This window comes from Planococcus sp. ISL-110 (genome assembly GCF_018613575.1).
In the GTDB taxonomy this organism is placed as follows: Bacteria; Bacillota; Bacilli; order Bacillales_A; family Planococcaceae; genus Planococcus.
The window spans coordinates 31,661-48,581 of sequence record NZ_JAGGPX010000008.1 but is presented as its reverse complement, the minus strand read 5'-3'; the positions used below and the strand labels follow the sequence as shown (position 1 = coordinate 48,581).

Annotated in this window: 13 protein-coding genes; 2 read left to right on the top strand and 11 right to left on the bottom strand. The window is 44.0% G+C overall.

The features are described from left to right. Positions 1-2 precede the first annotated feature (2 nt). A complete protein-coding gene (locus J7I83_RS04770) occupies positions 3-1,103 on the top strand; it encodes a glycosyltransferase family 2 protein (protein ID WP_215099539.1) in 1,101 nt (366 codons plus the stop codon). After that, positions 1,100-2,593 (top strand): phytoene desaturase family protein, encoded by a 1,494-nt coding sequence (locus tag J7I83_RS04765; protein WP_215099538.1) that lies wholly within the window; start codon positions 1,100-1,102, stop codon positions 2,591-2,593. Before J7I83_RS04770 ends, J7I83_RS04765 begins: the two co-directional genes overlap by 4 nt. A 312-nt stretch (positions 2,594-2,905) precedes the next feature. Here the strand turns inward: J7I83_RS04765 and J7I83_RS04760 are convergent, their stop codons facing one another. The 11 genes from J7I83_RS04760 to J7I83_RS04710 form a co-directional block, all read right to left on the bottom strand. Next, positions 2,906-3,739 carry a phytoene/squalene synthase family protein gene (locus tag J7I83_RS04760; protein ID WP_215099537.1) on the bottom strand — a complete coding sequence of 278 codons (834 nt, stop codon included), beginning with the start codon at positions 3,737-3,739 and terminating at the stop codon, positions 2,906-2,908. Then, positions 3,736-5,193 (bottom strand): phytoene desaturase family protein, encoded by a 1,458-nt coding sequence (locus tag J7I83_RS04755; RefSeq protein ID WP_215099536.1) that lies wholly within the window; start codon positions 5,191-5,193, stop codon positions 3,736-3,738. The genes J7I83_RS04760 and J7I83_RS04755 overlap by 4 nt, the downstream gene beginning before the upstream one ends. Continuing rightward, entirely contained in the window at positions 5,190-6,716 is a 1,527-nt protein-coding gene (locus J7I83_RS04750) for a phytoene desaturase family protein (protein ID WP_215099535.1), read from the bottom strand. The genes J7I83_RS04755 and J7I83_RS04750 overlap by 4 nt, the downstream gene beginning before the upstream one ends. Before the next feature lie 242 nt (positions 6,717-6,958). Further along, positions 6,959-7,525, bottom strand: a complete 567-nt coding sequence (locus J7I83_RS04745; RefSeq protein ID WP_215099534.1) for a 3D domain-containing protein — start codon at positions 7,523-7,525, stop codon at positions 6,959-6,961. 248 nt (positions 7,526-7,773) lie between these two features. After that, complete coding sequence (locus J7I83_RS04740) at positions 7,774-9,219, bottom strand: DEAD/DEAH box helicase (protein WP_215099533.1); 1,446 nt, start codon at positions 9,217-9,219, stop codon at positions 7,774-7,776. Positions 9,220-9,364: 145 nt separating this feature from the next. Then, positions 9,365-11,236 carry an alpha-E domain-containing protein gene (locus tag J7I83_RS04735; protein WP_215099615.1) on the bottom strand — a complete coding sequence of 624 codons (1,872 nt, stop codon included), beginning with the start codon at positions 11,234-11,236 and terminating at the stop codon, positions 9,365-9,367. After that, complete coding sequence (locus tag J7I83_RS04730) at positions 11,236-12,693, bottom strand: circularly permuted type 2 ATP-grasp protein (RefSeq protein WP_215099532.1); 1,458 nt, start codon at positions 12,691-12,693, stop codon at positions 11,236-11,238. Before J7I83_RS04730 ends, J7I83_RS04735 begins: the two co-directional genes overlap by 1 nt. Before the next feature lie 110 nt (positions 12,694-12,803). Beyond that, positions 12,804-13,376 carry a hypothetical protein gene (locus J7I83_RS04725; protein WP_215099531.1) on the bottom strand — a complete coding sequence of 191 codons (573 nt, stop codon included), beginning with the start codon at positions 13,374-13,376 and terminating at the stop codon, positions 12,804-12,806. Between the two features lie 126 nt (positions 13,377-13,502). Then, a complete protein-coding gene (locus tag J7I83_RS04720) occupies positions 13,503-14,411 on the bottom strand; it encodes an HD-GYP domain-containing protein (RefSeq protein WP_215099530.1) in 909 nt (302 codons plus the stop codon). Between the two features lie 92 nt (positions 14,412-14,503). Beyond that, the gene (locus J7I83_RS04715; RefSeq protein WP_215099529.1) at positions 14,504-14,965 is read right to left on the bottom strand and encodes a hypothetical protein; all 462 of its coding nucleotides are present in this window, start codon (positions 14,963-14,965) and stop codon (positions 14,504-14,506) included. Positions 14,966-15,339: 374 nt separating this feature from the next. Then, positions 15,340-16,827, bottom strand: coding sequence for a glutamate synthase subunit beta (locus J7I83_RS04710; protein WP_215099528.1), 1,488 nt, complete (start codon positions 16,825-16,827; stop codon positions 15,340-15,342). Positions 16,828-16,921 lie beyond the last annotated feature (94 nt).

The following is a 16,921-nucleotide window of genomic DNA, read 5'->3' as shown; positions in this document are numbered from 1 at the left end:
TTATGGCCTTCTACATCGGAATCCATCTGTTCTTCCTAGCCTGGATCATCATCAACCGCCTATTTCTTCCGGCCCTGCCCAAGCAGCCTCAGCTTTCGGCTGAGCCTTTGGTGTCCGTTCTGGTTCCAATGAGAAACGAAGAACGCCATGTGGAAATACTGATAAAGTCCCTAAAAAATTCCTCTTACGGCCCTGTGGAATTCATCATGTTAAACGATCAATCGACAGATGGCACTCAAGGCGAACTTGAGCGGACGATTGCTGAAGATGCACGTTTCACCATCCTGCAGGGCAAACAACTGCCTGAAGGCTGGGTCGGGAAGGTGCATGCCTGCCATCAGCTCCAGCAAGCCGCTTCCGGAGATTACTTACTGTTTGTTGATGCAGATGTCCGCTTCCGGCCAAAAGCGATTGAACAGTCGCTGGCGTTGATGCAGCGAAAAGGTGCTCAGCTGCTCACGGGCTTTCCGGCTTTTGATGTGGCCCCTTTCCTGAGTAAGCTTCTTGTGCCGATGCTGCATTTTGTTATTTTATTCCATTTACCTCTCGCATTGGCCAATTATACGAAATTTAAAGCGGCTACAGCAGCCAACGGCATGTGGATGATGTTTGAAAGAGACAGTTACCATAAAATCGGAGGACATGCAGCTGTCCATAATTCTCTGGTCGAAGATGTCCATATCGCCCGTGAAGTAAAAGGGCATGGCTTCAAGGTCGTTTTGGCGAACATCACGATGTCAGTGAAATGCCGGATGTATGACACCAATAACGAAGTATGGGAAGGGTTTTTGAAAAATAGCTACGCTGGAATTGGCCGCTCACCCGTAATAGCAGCAGTTCTGATCCTTTTCTATTCAATCTTTTATATTCTCCCCCCATTTTTGGCTCTTTACGGCTTGTTCAGCGGGTTCTATTGGTGGATCCTTCCGTACGCGTTGACAGTTGCCCAGCGCTGGTACGTGGACATGGTGACCAATCAACGCTGGTACCTGTCGTTCCTGATTCCCCTGCAGGCAGCCGCCATGCTGGCCGTATTGGTTGAATCGATGCGCAAATCCTTGAAAAAACAGCCTTATTCATGGAAAGGAAGGCATTATTCATGAAAAAAATTATCATAGTCGGCGGTGGATTGGGCGGACTTGCTTCTGCAGTAACACTCGCCCATGCCGGGTTCGACGTAGAGCTCTTTGAAAAAAATAGCCACCTGGGCGGCAAGCTGATGCCTGTCGAACTCGGAAGTTACCGTTTTGATTTTGGACCCAACACCATCACGATGCCGTCTATTTTCAATAAAGTGATTTCACAAACCGGTGAAAACCCACAGGATTATGTGGAATTTATTTCTTTGCAAGCCCATACCCGCAATCATTTTCCGGATGGCAGCGCCTTCGACTTTAGCAGTGATCAGGAGCAGATGATTCACCAGCTCCAAACCCTTGATCCCGCTGCTGTTGATAAATACCCGGCCTTCATAAAAGAAATCAGCCGCTTGTATCGTTTTTCAGAACGCTATTTTTTCCCGGTGACGTTTCAGTCCTGGCGCGATTATCTATCGCCTTCTCTTGGCTTCGCACTCCTTCAGGTACGGCCGGCAGAATCCATGCATCATTTTTTCCAGCGCTATTTTACAAATCCTTTGCTCGTTCAGGCATTCGACCGGTACGCCACATACATTGGCTCTTCACCTTACCGGGCACCAGCCACTTTTTCCATGATTGCTTATTTGGAGTTGGTGGAAGGTGTCTATTACACAAAAGGTGGAAACACCGGCATCGCGAAAGCCTTTGCTGCCGTTGCAAAGAAATCCGGAGCTCAACTCCATACCCATACAGAGGTCAAAAAAATAATCACGGACGACGGAGAAGTCCGGGGCATCGAGCTTGGAGATGGGACGCGGATTGCTGCCGATCTGGTCATTTTAAATGGAGATCTTTTATCAGCCTTTCCCGCTTTGGTTGAAGAAGCCAAACGGCCATCTTTAACCAATGCCAAGGTGGCTTCTTTTGAACCATCAATTTCAGCCTTTGTCATCACCGTCGGCTTAACTGAACGGCTTGAGATTCTCAAGCACCACAACGTCTTTTTCTCGTCAGATTACCGTCAGGAGTTCAATGATTTATTTGATGCTTCAGTCTACAGCGACGAACCGACAGTTTACATCAGTAATTCTTCCTACACAGATCCTTCAGTTTCACCGGATGGCGATAACTTGTTTATCCTGGTCAATGCACCCGCATTGACCAGAGAAGGGCATCTGCAAATTGAGCCAGAGGCCTATAAAGAAAGAATCTATGACTTTTTGTTAAGCTACGGCGTCGATATTCGAAGCTATATAGCTGAAGAAAAAATCTTTACGCCGACTTTTATCCGCGACAAGTTCGGATCATTCCGCGGCGCTCTTTACGGGCCTTCATCCAATCGCCCAAAAGATGCCTTTTTGCGTCCACCCAATGCCAGCCGCGATATTCGCAATCTGTTTTTCGTCGGCGGCAGCACCCACCCGGGCGGCGGGTCGCCCATGGTTGTGTTAAGCGGCTTGAATGTGGCCAATAAAATCATTGCAAAATCCAAAAAGACACCTCCATCACGATGATGGAGGTGTCTTTTGCAGTTATAGGAGTATGCCCGTCAGAGCTACACGGGCGCTTCCGCTTTTCTTTTTGTCTAGCTTCAGCGCCAGATTCTAGGGTCATAAGCCACTCTGGTGTCCAGTTGCAAGTGCCTAGCTCTTCGGGTCATAAGTCAACCCAGCTGTGCGGCAAAGAACGCCACCCTGCTGGTCCGCCTTATGCCGGTCAGAGCTGAACAGGCACTTTCACTTTTCGTGCTGTGCGGCTGAAGAAACGCCGCTTCGCCAGTGCGTCTTATGCCCGTCGAATCTACATGCCTGCTTCCGCTTTTCTTTTTACAAACAGGCCAGTATTGCTTGTTTTGATTCTTCTGGTACGTAATGCTTTTCTCGGAAGACGTTGTATTGCTTCGAGCGGATTGTCACGAGAATTTCACGGTATACCAGCGCCGCCCCTTTTACAGGAACTCTTGAAGACAATGGATAGTCCTGTATGGTTTCAAACGCTTTTTCGTAATGGAATTCGGCTTTTCCCGCCAACTCTTCCCAGACTGCAATAAATTGTGGGCTGACTACTCCAGATCGAAGCTCTTCTTCACATAACTCATATTTCCCCATGATTTCTTCCGGCAAATAAATTCGTCCCATTTCGAGATCTTCACCGATATCTCGAAGAATATTGGTGATCTGCATGGCGTAACCGAGCGAAATAGCACCTTCCTTCAAAATCCCTGTTTTGCCTGGCGCCAAGATCGGCAGCAACATCAGGCCAACCGTACTGGCCACATGGTAGCTGTAATTCAGCAGCTCTTCCATCGTCCGATAACGGTTAACAGTTAAATCCATTTCCTGCCCGGTAATCAAACCCGAAAAAGCCTCTACATCCATTTTGTAGTTTTCGAATACATGTGCCAAGGCTACCCACATCGGATTTTCAGTATCGTAGGTGCCTGTCAGAAATTTTTTGAAATCGGTTTTGAATTGGTCAAGTTCTTCTTTGGGATTCAGCCCTTCGTCGACAATATCGTCCACTGTCCGGCAAAACGTATAAACAGCCCAGACAGCTTTACGTTTTTCCTTCGGCAACAAGGAAAATGCTTTGTAAAAGCTTTTTGAATGCGCAGCGATGACTTGTTCACAAGAGGTATAAGCATCTTTTAAATTCATCATGCATTGCTCCTTTCCTTTGCAAAATCGCCTTGGATTTGCTCTGCCAGCAGCTTTGCACCTTGCATGACGATTGGAATGCCTCCTCCAGGATGGACCGAAGCACCAACCGCATACAAGCGATCCGTTTTAAATGGTTTGACTTGGGGGCGGAAAACACCTGACTGGAATAAGGTTGGACCAATCCCAAAACTTCCCCCTTTAAAGAGGCCGAAAGCTTCTGCTTCTGTTGGTGTCCGGACTTCCATCCACTCAACTGCTTCCCGGAAATCCGGGAAAGCCAATTCTTCCATACGGTCAATGATCCTATCGATCCAGGCTTTATCATTCGCCCAATCGATATCTGTTCCCGAAGGGACTGGAACCAATACATACAGAACACCTTTTCCTTCAGGAGCCAGCGAATCATCTATCTTCGATGGATGGAAGGTGTAGATTGCCGGGTTTTCAGTTTTCTGCTTTTTCACAAACACATCATCCATATGTTCCTGGTAGCTGTCTCCAATAAAAAATTGATGGACATTTCCTTCTTCATATACCTTATTCAATCCAAAATACAGTAACACGCATCCCGAAGAGGCTGTATAGCTTTTTTTCTTCTGCTCAGGCAATACTTTTTCAATGCCGGGAAAATCGCCATTATAGACGATCGCATCAAACGCTTCAAAGCCTTCTGCTGTTTCAATCCCTTTGGCCTGCTGGTCTTCTGTCACAATCCGCTTAACAGGACAGTTTGTTTTGATGGCCAGGTTATTGCGTTTCCGGAGCGCTTTTTCCAAAACCGGTATGAGGCTGCCATAGCCGCCTTTCAAATAATATACTCCATGTTCGTGTTCACTGAAAGGGACGAGCGAATACATAGCCGGAGCGTGGAAAGGATCTCCACCGATATACAGGGACTGCAGGGAATAAGCTAATTGCAGCCGCTCATCGCGGAAATAGTTTGATGTAAGTTTTTTGACGGATTGTTGGGGCTTTAGTTTCAATAATTTCTTTATGTTTGCAGCTGTAAAAAAATCGGCTTTATTGACAAATGAATGCTCTAAAAAAGATGATTTACCGATTTCAAAACGCTCACGCCCTTCGGAAATATAACGAAGAAACCCTTCTTTTTCCGCCGGAAAGACATTTTCGATTTCCTCCAGCTGACGGTTGATATCTGGATATTTGGTGTACACGGTACCATCCGTAAACCGAATGGAATAAAGTGGATCACATAATAACAATTCGATATCTTCTGCAGCAATCCCTGCTTGCTGAAGCAAATCCTGAAACATTTCAGGCAATAGAACGATTGTTGGGCCCTGATCCACTTTAAAGCCATCTCTTTCGACGAAAGTCAAACGGCCGCCTAGCTTTTCCTCTTTTTCAAAAATAGTGACATCAAAGCCCATATTCGTTAAATACAATGCCCCCATCATGCCACCGACACCGCCGCCGATCATAGCAATTTTCATGCGAATCCCTCCAATGCAGGAAGCGGCAGAATCGGAATACCTTGTTTGCCATGCTGTTCAAGAATGCCGTTGGTCGTGATGCGTGCAGACTCCAGGATAGTCGGCAATCCGCTGCCAGGATGAGTGCCGCCGCCAACCAACCAGCAATTTCCTAACTCCTCAAATTTATTATGCGGACGAAATACCATCATTTGAGTTAATTGATGGCCAAGATTGAATGTTGCGCCCTGATAAACCGAGTAATCTTCCTGCCACCCCATCGGCGTCAGCATTTTTTCAACTTCGATATGGTCCCGAAGGTTCTTGAACTCTGTTTTTTCTTCGATAATATCCAGAACCAGCTCCCGGAACGCATGTTGTTCTTTTTCCCAGCCAATGTCGCTGAAGTTATTCGGGACAGGGGCTAAAATATAAAGGGCTGATTTTCCCTCGGGTGCCAGTGTCGGATCGGTCACGCTGGCATTTTGCACGTAAATAGAAGGATCTGCAGAAAGGATGCGTGATTTTGTCATCTCTTCAACATTCCTCTTATAATCTTTTGAAAACACAATGGTATGGTGCGAAAGGTCATATTTTTTATCAAGGCCTAGATACAACATAAATGTTGAACAGGAATATTTTTTCTTCGCCAGTTTTTCAGGTGTGTATTTTTTCAGGATTCCCGGTTCAACCAAATGATTCATCACATGGGCAAAGTCGCCGTTGATGATCACTTCGTCAGCTGCTTCACGCTGTCCATTTTCCAGGTCAACGCCTTTAACTTTGCGGTTTTCAATCCACAGTTTCTTGACGCCTGTGCTGGTATGGATTGTGCCGCCCAGCTCTTCCACAACTTTTGCCATCGCCTGGGACAATTGGTTTACTCCACCGATTGGATGATAAATGCCGTAGGCGTGTTCCATATACGATAGGATTGAAAAAGCGCCGGGACATTCCCATGGTGACATGCCCAAGTACTTGGACTGAAATGCAAAAGCCATCTTCAACCGTTCATCCTTAAAATAACGCGACAAGACGTCATACAAAGTTTTGTTCACTTCGAGTTCCGGCAAAGCCTTCAAGACTTTCGGCTGGACCATACTGAAATAGCTATCCATCTTCGTTTGCAGGATAGGCGATAAAACTTCCAGTTTCTTTCCTGTTTCCTTCATAAAACGCTCGTATCCGTCCCCGTCGCCTTTGAAGTTTTCATTGATTTGTTTCTTCATTTCCTGGTTATTGCGTGTCATTATCAGGTTCTGATCTTCAAAAATCAGTTCATACATAGGGTCTAACTCAACTGCGTCCATGTAATCCTTTAACTTGCGTCCAGTCACTTCAAACAGCTCTTCCACCAAATGCAACATACTTAAAAAGGTGGGGCCTACATCAAAAGTAAAATCACCCAGGCGCAGTTCTGCGTTTCTGCCTCCAACCCATGGCTGTTTCTCAAAGACCTCTACTTGGTATCCTTTGCTGGCCAATAACATAGCCGCAGCTAAGCCGCCAGGCCCGGCTCCTATCACAATCATCTTCTCCGACATAACAGATGCCTCCATTTCGAATAGCCCTAATAATTCTACATTTATTATACAAATATTATACCGTCAAACTTTAAAAAACACTATTCATTTGAATTTACCCTTTTTCCGACATTTTTGCACCTCGGCGAATTGCTGTTTAGCAGAAAAAATCCTCCCTTGCAAAACTTCGTTAAATTCTCCTCTGTTATTCGTAGTAGATGCCATAAAAAAAATTCGGCTCATTGGTATGAGCCGAATTTTTCTTACTTCAATATTTTTATTTTTACGTTCTTGCGTCCCCATTTAAGCGCTTTGCTTTGAGTGGGAATGAAGACATCGATTTTGTTTCCTTTGATGGCGCCGCCTGTATCTCCAGCGACAGCATAGCCATAACCTTCAACATGAACTTTCGTTCCCAGTGGAATCACTTTCGGGTCTACCGCAATGACTTTAAGTCCTGGATTTTTCTTCAGGTTAAGCCCTGTTCTGGTAATCCCTGAGCACCCTTTGCAGTATGCCGTGTAGGCAGTTGCACTTACTGTGAATTCTTTAGCTACCGATCCGCTCGTTGAACGGGAAGGAGTGGTTTTTTTGGAAACTGTCTTTGCTGCAGTTTTTTTCAATTTAAGTTTTTGTTTTGGATAAATAGTATTGGACTTCAAGCCGTTCCAAATTTTCAAATTGCTGACTGATACTTTTTGCGTTTTCGAAATCTTGTATAGTGTATCCCCGCTTTTTACTGTGTATGTATTTGATGCGGCCGAGCTTTCCATAGAAGTTGCTAGGAATAAAATCAGTGCAAAACTTAAGACTGTCAATAGTTTTTTCAATCTGCTATCCCCTTTGCTTTTTGTAAGTACAATTAAAATAGCACGGGAATATTACAGACACGTAACAATAAAGGACATGTTTCATTACAATATCGCTTCATTTCGTGACATAAGTATTGACCAGACTCTTTTTCAGTCCTAAATAATGGTATTTTAAAAGACTTTTATACTATTCCATATGACATATCTTCTGTTTATTTCCCAGGAAATAAAAAAAGCATAGGCTTTGATAAGCCCATGCTTCCCCCTTATTTATTCGCTTTATGCACTTTCAGCGTTTTTCCTTTTATGGTCTTGTCTTTCATCGCTTTCAATACCATGGGGCCTTTGCCGTTCAGAATATCGATATATGTCACCGTATCCTGAATTTTGATGATTCCGATGTCTTCAGCTGTGACACCTGGAATGCTTGTCAAAGTTCCGACAAAGTCAAAGGCGCGAAGCTTCTTTTTCTTTCCGCCGTTAAAGTACAGCTTGAGAATATCCTTATTGACTTGCTCGTTTTTATTTTTCTTCAGCTTGGGACGGCTTTCGAGCTTCTCGGTAAATGCCAGCATCGCACTTTCTACTTCATATGTAGAAGGTGATGTTCTGCGTGGAATTTCAAACCCGATATAGTCTTCGATTTCAGCCAGAAACTTATCTTCGTTTGGTGTGACGAAAGAAATCGCCTTCCCAGTTTTCCCTGCGCGTCCGGTACGGCCTGCACGATGCACATAGCTTTCCCTTTCCATTGGAAGGTCGTAGTTGATGACGTGCGTAATGCTGTCGATATCGATTCCGCGGGCCGCGACATCCGTCGCCACCAGGTAGCGGAATTCGCCACGTTTAAATTCATTCATGACTGCAGTGCGATCTTCCTGCAGCATGCCGCCATGCAATTTATCACATGTGTAATAATGCTTCTCCAATTGTTCCATGACGAAATCGACATTGTCTTTTGTGCGGCAGAAAATGATGCAGCTGTCCGGATTTTCGACAATCGTCACGTCACGCAACAAGGCAAATTTCTTCTGTTCTGCCACGACGAACAGCGAATGATCAATTTGGGCTGTCAGGTTTTCTGTAGAAGCAATTTCGATATGCTGAGGATCGATCATGTATTTTTTCTGCAGCTTTTCAACATTTTCAGGCAAAGTCGCTGAAAACAGCATCGTAGTACGCTGTTTCGGCAATTTGTTGATGATCGCTTCCACTTGTTCTACAAAGCCCATGTTCAGCATTTCGTCCGCTTCATCAAGAACCAGGTACTCTATGCGCTCGAGGTTCAATGTTCCACGTTCAATGTGGTCAAGGACACGCCCAGGCGTTCCAACAACCACATGGCATTTCTGCTTGAGTTCAGACTGCTGGTAAGCAAAAGGCTGCTTGCCGTAGACTGCTGCTGCTTTGATGCGTTTAAAGCGGCCGATATTTGTCAAATCCTCTTTTACCTGATCCGCCAACTCACGGGTCGGCGTCAAAATCAAAGCTTGTGGTTTATTTTCTTCCCAATCAACTAATTCACAAATCGGAATTCCGAATGCCGCTGTTTTCCCGCTTCCTGTTTGGGACTTTACCGTTAAGTCAGTCTTCGATAGTGCGACAGGAATTACTTTTCTTTGCACTTCTGTTGGTTCAGTGTAGCCAAGTCCTTCAAGGGCCTTCACGATCGGTTCACTTATTTCGTAATCGCTAAATTGTCTGTTGTTCATAATTGTTCTCCATCTCCGTTCAAAAATTTCAGGTTCTCCTATTATCGCACGGATTAGAAAATTCTGCCGTTAAACGATTATTAAGATTTATCCCGTTTCAACGGCCGCTGCATGCTGAAGATACCTTTCACCATTAATGCTTTTTTTATTGATCCATCAGGCTCACAGAGACTTTAACATCCAATGACTGGCTGCCGCCACGATAGACGCCCTGCACTGGGCTGACATCGTTATAATCGCGCCCAACCCCAACTCGGATATGATTTTCCAGCGCCTCTACATTGTTGGTCGGGTCCAAACCGACCCAGCCAATACCGGGCACCATGACTTCCACCCAAGCATGGCTTGCAGCGTCACCGACAAGCGCAGAGTTTTCACCAACATATAAATAGCCGCTGACATAGCGAGCCGGTATATGCTTACTGCGGAGAATCCCAAGCATGACATGCGTAATATCCTGGCAAACCCCTTTTCTCAGGTCGAACGATTCTTCTGCTTTCGTATTGACGGTCGTCGATTCGCCATCATAGGTAAAATGCTGATGGATATATTCCATTACATCAATCGCGTATTGAACCGGATTTTTCATGATTCCCAGCTCACGGTCAATTTGGCTCATTTGTTCCATTTTTAAATACGTATATGCTGTATTACTTAAAAAGGCCAGATAATGCTCACCGAATAATTGCGAATGAAAAATGGCACTCATTTCAGGGGAATAATTGATTCGATGGATAAATGGACTTTTTTGTATACTGACAATTGATGTTGTCTTCACTTCCAGATGCTGATGATGCTCTGCAATAAAAAATGTCTCAACATGATTGCCCCAAATATCAATATGTTCCTTGGTCAATGAAGCCGGTGTTATTTCTGCACGATAGGACAATAGGCGCTGGCATTCATCGGTCCTCGGCTTTAACCGAATCGAATTCATGCTCTGGTCCACAATGGTTTCGTACTCAAAGATATTAGTATGCTCAACTTTATATTTCATAGAAGTTATTCCTTTCGCGCCCATGCTCTGTGATTGGCTGGACTCCATCGGTTTAGTCTCGGAATCGCTTAAATAGTAAGTTTTCGAAAAAATTTCTCCGACTTCGTTGCAGCCATTTTGAAAATCATTGAGAAAATCCATGATCTCATCAGAGTCCAACTCGTCTATGCTGATGTCTTCAAACTCTTCTTTCAGTTGATCTAGCTTTGCATAGAGCTCCCAGGAATAATGAGAGATTTTCCCGCCTTCCAGCTTATCGACTGCGTTGCGGACATTCGTCAGGCAATATCGGATCGACCGTGGAAAATTCGTATCGGCAATCAGGAAAGTCAGGACTTGCTTTGGATCCATCTGGGGGGGATTCATTTTCAAATAGGCATTATAGCCGTTTGTCATACGCAAAGCAGCCAGCCAATAATAATAGTCTTCTGACTGGGCTTCCGACACCCGCTCTCTCGTTCGCTCGCATACCACATTCAAAATGCGCGCTGTTTTTTCTGCACGCTCCAGCCATTTTGCAATTTTAATGATTTGGTAAGGCACACCCCGGGACATGGCAGATTCCACAATTCCCTGGGTAATCAGTGAGGTTAATTTCACTTGCTCGAGAAATTGACGCATTTCTTTGACCGTACAGCTTTGTTGATCTATTTCCTTCAAAGTCAAATAGCAGCCATTCCAGGCTTCCCAATAATCATCCGGAATATGGTCACGGCTGATTCTCGCATTTTCCCGAACAATTTTCACACAGTTCGCTACGGAATTAAAATTGGTTTCTTCCATCGCCAAATAGTGGATAAGATGGTCTTCCTGGTAGCAGGGCATGGATTTGATCTGCTCCATAGTTTCAGTCGAAGCACAAATTTCATAAATCAGCTTCCAATCACTGTCACCAATTAACTCTTCATCAGCGGCTTCGATCATCTGCAGTAATTGCACATCCAGAATTCGGGCGTTGTTTTCCGCCCTTTCAACATTCCTGGACATCCAATACAAAGAATTCGCTACGCGGCTCAGCATCAGGCGTCCCCCTCTTCTTCTCTTTTCTTGAACACCCATGTATCTTTGCCGCCGCCACCCTGCGAGGAATTCACAACCAGTGATCCTTCTTTTAAGGCGACACGGGAAAGCCCCCCCGGCATAACGTGCGTATCCACTCCCCGGACCACAAAGATTCTTAAATCGACGTGGCACGGATAAAACTCTTCTCCCTGATATGCCGGAGCCCTCGATAATTTGATGGTAGGCTGCGCAATATACTGATGGGGCGCTTCAATGATTTTTTCACGGAATTCCGCAATCAGTTCTTCAGATGCGTGTGGTCCGACCAGCATATCGTAGCCTCCCGAAGCTCCGACATTCTTGACCACCAATTCATTCAAGTGATCCAAGACCCATTGCCGCTCTTCCGGATTGTCCAGCAGATAGGTTTTTACATTATCGATGATCGGCTCTTCCCCGAGGTAATATCGGATCATGTCCGGAACATAGGCATAAATGGCTTTATCGTCTGCAACGCCATTGCCGATGCCGTTTAAAATGGCCACATTTCCTTTTCTATAGGCCACCAGCAAACCGGGAACACCCAGTGCAGAATCAGCCAGAAATGCTTCAGGATCTAAATAATCATCATCAATTCGGCGGTAAATGATATCTACACGCTTTAATCCCCGAATCGACTTCATATAGACAATATTTTTTTTGACAATCAGGTCTCTGCCTTCGACCAAATCGATTCCCATCTGCTGCGCTAAAAATACATGGTCGTAGTAGGCGGAATTGTACATTCCCGGTGTTAACAGAACCGCAAAAGCCTTGTCTTTTCTTGATTCCGGTGCATGATCCAATATCGCTTGGTGTAAATGGGAGAGCTGATGCTCGAGGGTATGAACCGACTGGCTGGCGAAAAATTCGGGGTAAACCTGACGCATGACGTATCGATTTTGATAAACATAAGACAACCCGGATGGATTACGTAAATTATCTTCAAGCACATGGTATTTTCCGTTTTCATCGCGAATCAAATCGATTCCGGCCAAAAAGATATGATTCTTCAGCGGGATATCGACGCCCTTTACTTGCTCATCATAATAATAGGGATTTTCTTCGACCAATCGCCTTGGAACGACCCCATCTTGAAGAATGCGCTTGTCATTATATACATCCTCTAAAAACTGATTGAGCGCTTCTGCCCGCTGAATCATTCCTTTCTCTACCACTTCCCATTCTTCAGACGGAATAATGATGGGGATAAAGTCAAAAGGCATCGTTCTCTCCGTCCCGACATTGTTATTGTAAACCGTGAACGTAATACCTTGCCTCAAAAACGACAGCTGAGCTGTGTCATGCTTTTCTCTCAGTTCTTCTGTTGTAAAGTTTTGAAGCACATCGAAGAATTTACGGTAATGTGATTTTGGTTTTCCTTGTGGTGTGAACATCTCATCGAAAAATGCTCCTGTTGAATACGTTTTAAACAAACGAGCAGCCCCCTTTATTACGTAGAATATTCAGACAAAAAATAAATTAAGAAAAAGCTATGCCGCTTCTACAAACGCGCATAGCTTATCTTAATTCTATTATACCTAAACTATTTTCCGAATGTTGAATCATTCGAAGATGAGCTATCTTTTTTCAATGCTTCATCGGAAGAAGGATTGCCGGATGTTGAGCTGTCCTTACTCGAAGAATCATCCGATCCGCCTTTTTTCAAAGACTCAGTATACTCTGTACTTCCACCATAGATTCCGCCTGTCGGCTTGTTAGTATCAGAGGAAGAAGTTCCAGCAGAACTTGTTTGGGATTTGTCTGACGCTGAACTGCTGCTCTTTTCGGCATTTCCGCCAACATCATCCTGCAATGTCTTATTGGCTTTATCCAACGCCTCTTTCTCTTTGTTCATCATGTCCTGCTGTGCATCGATTGCCGTTTTCACTTTTCCGACCGCTTTGTTGACTGTCGGCTTTACTTTATCGACCATGCCGCCTGATTGTTCATTTAAACGGTCAAGTCCTTTTTTAATATTTGCTTTCATATCATCTTTGCTGGTTTGAGAAGTTCCGCCTGTTACAGTTTTCTGCTGTGTCATTGCTGCACCGATTACTGCACCAAGACCAATTAATACAAGTTTACCGAATATGCCACTTGATGAATTTTTCGCCATTTGAATATCTCCTCCTTGTTTTGTATAAATCATTGTGTATAAAGTATTGACTAAATCGCACGTTTTTAAACATTTTAAGGAAAACAAAAGACACCTCTAAGTGCTCTGGGTGTCTAAATTCAGCATCTATTCACTTAGTTTTCCCTCTTCTTTCAGAACCTGTTCAAAAGCCTTAACCACTTCTCCGTCGTATTGAATACCAATCATGCTTTTGATCTCAGCTATTGCATATTCAGCAGAAAATGCAGTCCGGTATGCCCTGTCCTCCGTCATCGCATCGAACGTATCACACACTCCGATAATTTTTGCTTCTATCAGTATTTCATTGCCTTTAAGTCCAAACGGATAGCCTCTTCCGTTAACACGCTCGTGATGCTGTTCGACAATGTCCGCGATATCGGCATAAGGCGTATCACGAATCATCGCAGCCCCGTCGCCGGGATGTTTTTTCACCAGTTCAAATTCTTCATTTGTTAATTTGCTTGGTTTTTTTAAGACTTCTTCCGGGATATTGATTTTACCGATGTCGTGGAGGATAGAAGCTAAAAACAACTTCTCCATATGATCTCTTCTCAATTTCATTTCAGATGCAGTTTTTACCGCATAGTTAGCAACACGAGAACTGTGATTAAAAGTGTAACGATCCTTTTGTTCAACAGCCTCTCCTATTTTTTTCAATTCCTTAATAACTTCACTAAGATAGTAAAAAGTAGGAGCAGTAGAGACAGATAAGAAGCTTACTTCTGTTAAAGCCGTGAAATGAACCGTTTCTTCCAAGTTTTTCGCAGAAATAAAATCATTTTCTTTAAGTTGAACTTTACTACCATCAATTTCCGTTTCTAAAATACCACTTAATATATAAAAAAACTCTTGAACTGACGCATCTCTGCCAGGAAAAAGAATAATTAACTTATCCTTCATCACTGTTTGTTTAATTATTTCAAGACTATCACCACGACCAAGCAAGCTTATAAAGGTGGACTCATTATTCACTTTCTCCAGATATCCATCTTTCAATATGTCTAAGCCTTTCACAAGTTCACTTCCTTTTAAAAAAACTATGAGAGTAAAGAATATTATTCTCTACTCTCATAGTACTCTATAAGCCTTCAACTATACAAACGGATTTACCAACCGACTACTACCATTGGATCAATTAATTCTTCACGATCGGCAAATTTAATTAATACCCATTCTATTTCTACTGACAGTCCTGCTTTTTCAGCTTTTTCAATTCCTTTAAGCGTCATTTTTTCAGTTTTCACTTTCAAGTTGCTGATTAGTTTATCCGATTTTCCCTCGTAATCTTCAGTCAACTTAGCCTGTTTCGCTTCATCTTGATGTTTAGATTTTTCTTCAAGAAACTTTGCATACATCTTTTCTGACTTTGCTACTGCTTTATTAATTTCTTCATAAATTTTTTCATTAGTTTCATTAACTTCAGCAATCGCTTCAGCAATTTCTGGCGTCATTTCATTTGTAACATCATATTTCACAGCTTCGTTAGTATTTTCTGCAAACACACTCGTGCCCAATCCTAATGCCATAATGAATGAAAATAAAACAGCGACCAAACTCTTTTTTAACATATATATTCCTCCTATTTTTTTGTTAGCAGGTTCTGAAATTCCAGTCTTTTTATAAGCGAAAACTTATACCATCTCACTAAAAAAATGACTTAAAATACCAGCTCTTACCTCCTATAGTATATACCCAGAAAACCTTTTACACAACTAGCTATTGGATTATTTAGATAAAAGACACAGTTTTTACATTACTGAAATAACCCGAAATCAGTTAATTATCAAATCGCTATTAATTACCTGCTATAGGTCTCCCATTGACTGGGTTTTCACCTCGATTATCTATTCATCGCTTATGCCCTTTCTATAGAAAAGGCTGTGAATGAACTCAATAATGAGTTCACCCACAGCCTTTCAAAAATGTTTCTTTTACCCACTTGTTACGGCAATACAGTGGTACCCATCAAGAAACGGTCGCATTCGCGTGCCGCTTCCCGGCCTTCATTGATGGCCCAAACGATTAGGCTTTGTCCGCGGCGTACATCTCCCGCTGCAAAAACGCCTTCTACGCTGGTTGTGTATTCTCCATATTCCGCTTTCACTCTGGAATTCGCTTCTGTTTCCAGCTCAAGCTGCTGAATCAGATCCTGTTCAGGTCCGCTGAAACCAATGGCAATCAATACCAGATCCGCTTTCCAAACTTTTTCAGTGCCTGGAATTTCTTCGCGGATCCGGTTGCCTTTTTCATCTATCTTCAATTTCACATTTACGGTGTGCACTTCTCTTACTTGTCCGCTTTCATCACCGACAAATCTCTTTGTCATGACTGCATAGGCTCTCGGATCTTCGCCAAAAGTTGCAGCTGCTTCTTTATGGCCGTATTCAATCCGGTGAACTTTCGGATACTGCGGCCATGGATTGCCTTTTTCGTCGCGAATCGCACCTTTTTGATCGTAAACATCAAACTGAACAAGACTTGCACAACCATGGCGCACGGATGTCGCCAAGCAATCTGTTCCGGTATCTCCGCCTCCAATTACGATGACGTTCTTGCCTTTTGCCGAAATATACTTGCCGTCTTCAAAATTTGAATCCAGCAGACTTTTCGTGCTGGCATGCAGGAAGTCCATCGCAAAATGGACTCCATCCAACTCACGGCCTTCCACATCGATATTGCGATGAACGGTTGATCCTGTGCACATGACGACTGCATCAAAATCATCCTTCAGTTTTGAAGAAGGATAGTTTTTCCCCACCTCTACACTGGTGATGAAAGTGATGCCTTCCTGTTCAAGAATATTCACACGTCTGGTCACCATATCGTAGGACAACTTCATCTCCGGAATTCCGTATGTCAGCAAGCCGCCAACACGGTCACTTTTTTCAAAAACGGTTACCAGATGCCCCGCCTTGTTCAACTGAGCTGCAGCAGAAAGTCCGGCCGGACCTGATCCGATTACCGCGACCTTTTTGCCGGTCCGTGTTTTAGGCGGCTCTGGCACAACCCAGCCTTCCGCAAACCCGCGTTCGATAATAGATCGTTCCACTGTACGGATAGCTACAGGCGGTTCGTTGATCCCCAGAACACAAGCCCCTTCACAAGGAGCCGGGCATGCAGTTCCAGTAAACTCCGGGAAATTATTTTTCAGGTGCTCACGATGCAACGCTTCTTTCCATTGTCCACGGTAAACCAGATCATTCCATTCGGGGATGAGATGATTCACGGGACAACCGGTCGTTACATTGTCCAGTTCCATTCCGGTATGGCAAGTTGGCACTCCACAGTCCATACAGCGCGCACCTTGTTTTGCCACTTCTTCATTTGACAAAGGGATTGTATAGTCGTTCCAATCTTTTGTCCGTTCAGCCGGTTGGCGCTCTTTGACTGTCTGCCTGCCATATTCCATAAATCCTGTTGGTTTCCCCATTTTTTCCCTCCTACTCACGATTTCTCATGTTGAAATCCTCAGGCTTCCGTCTATTGCGAAAACCCGGGATTTTTTATTTTGTCCAGACTCCAGT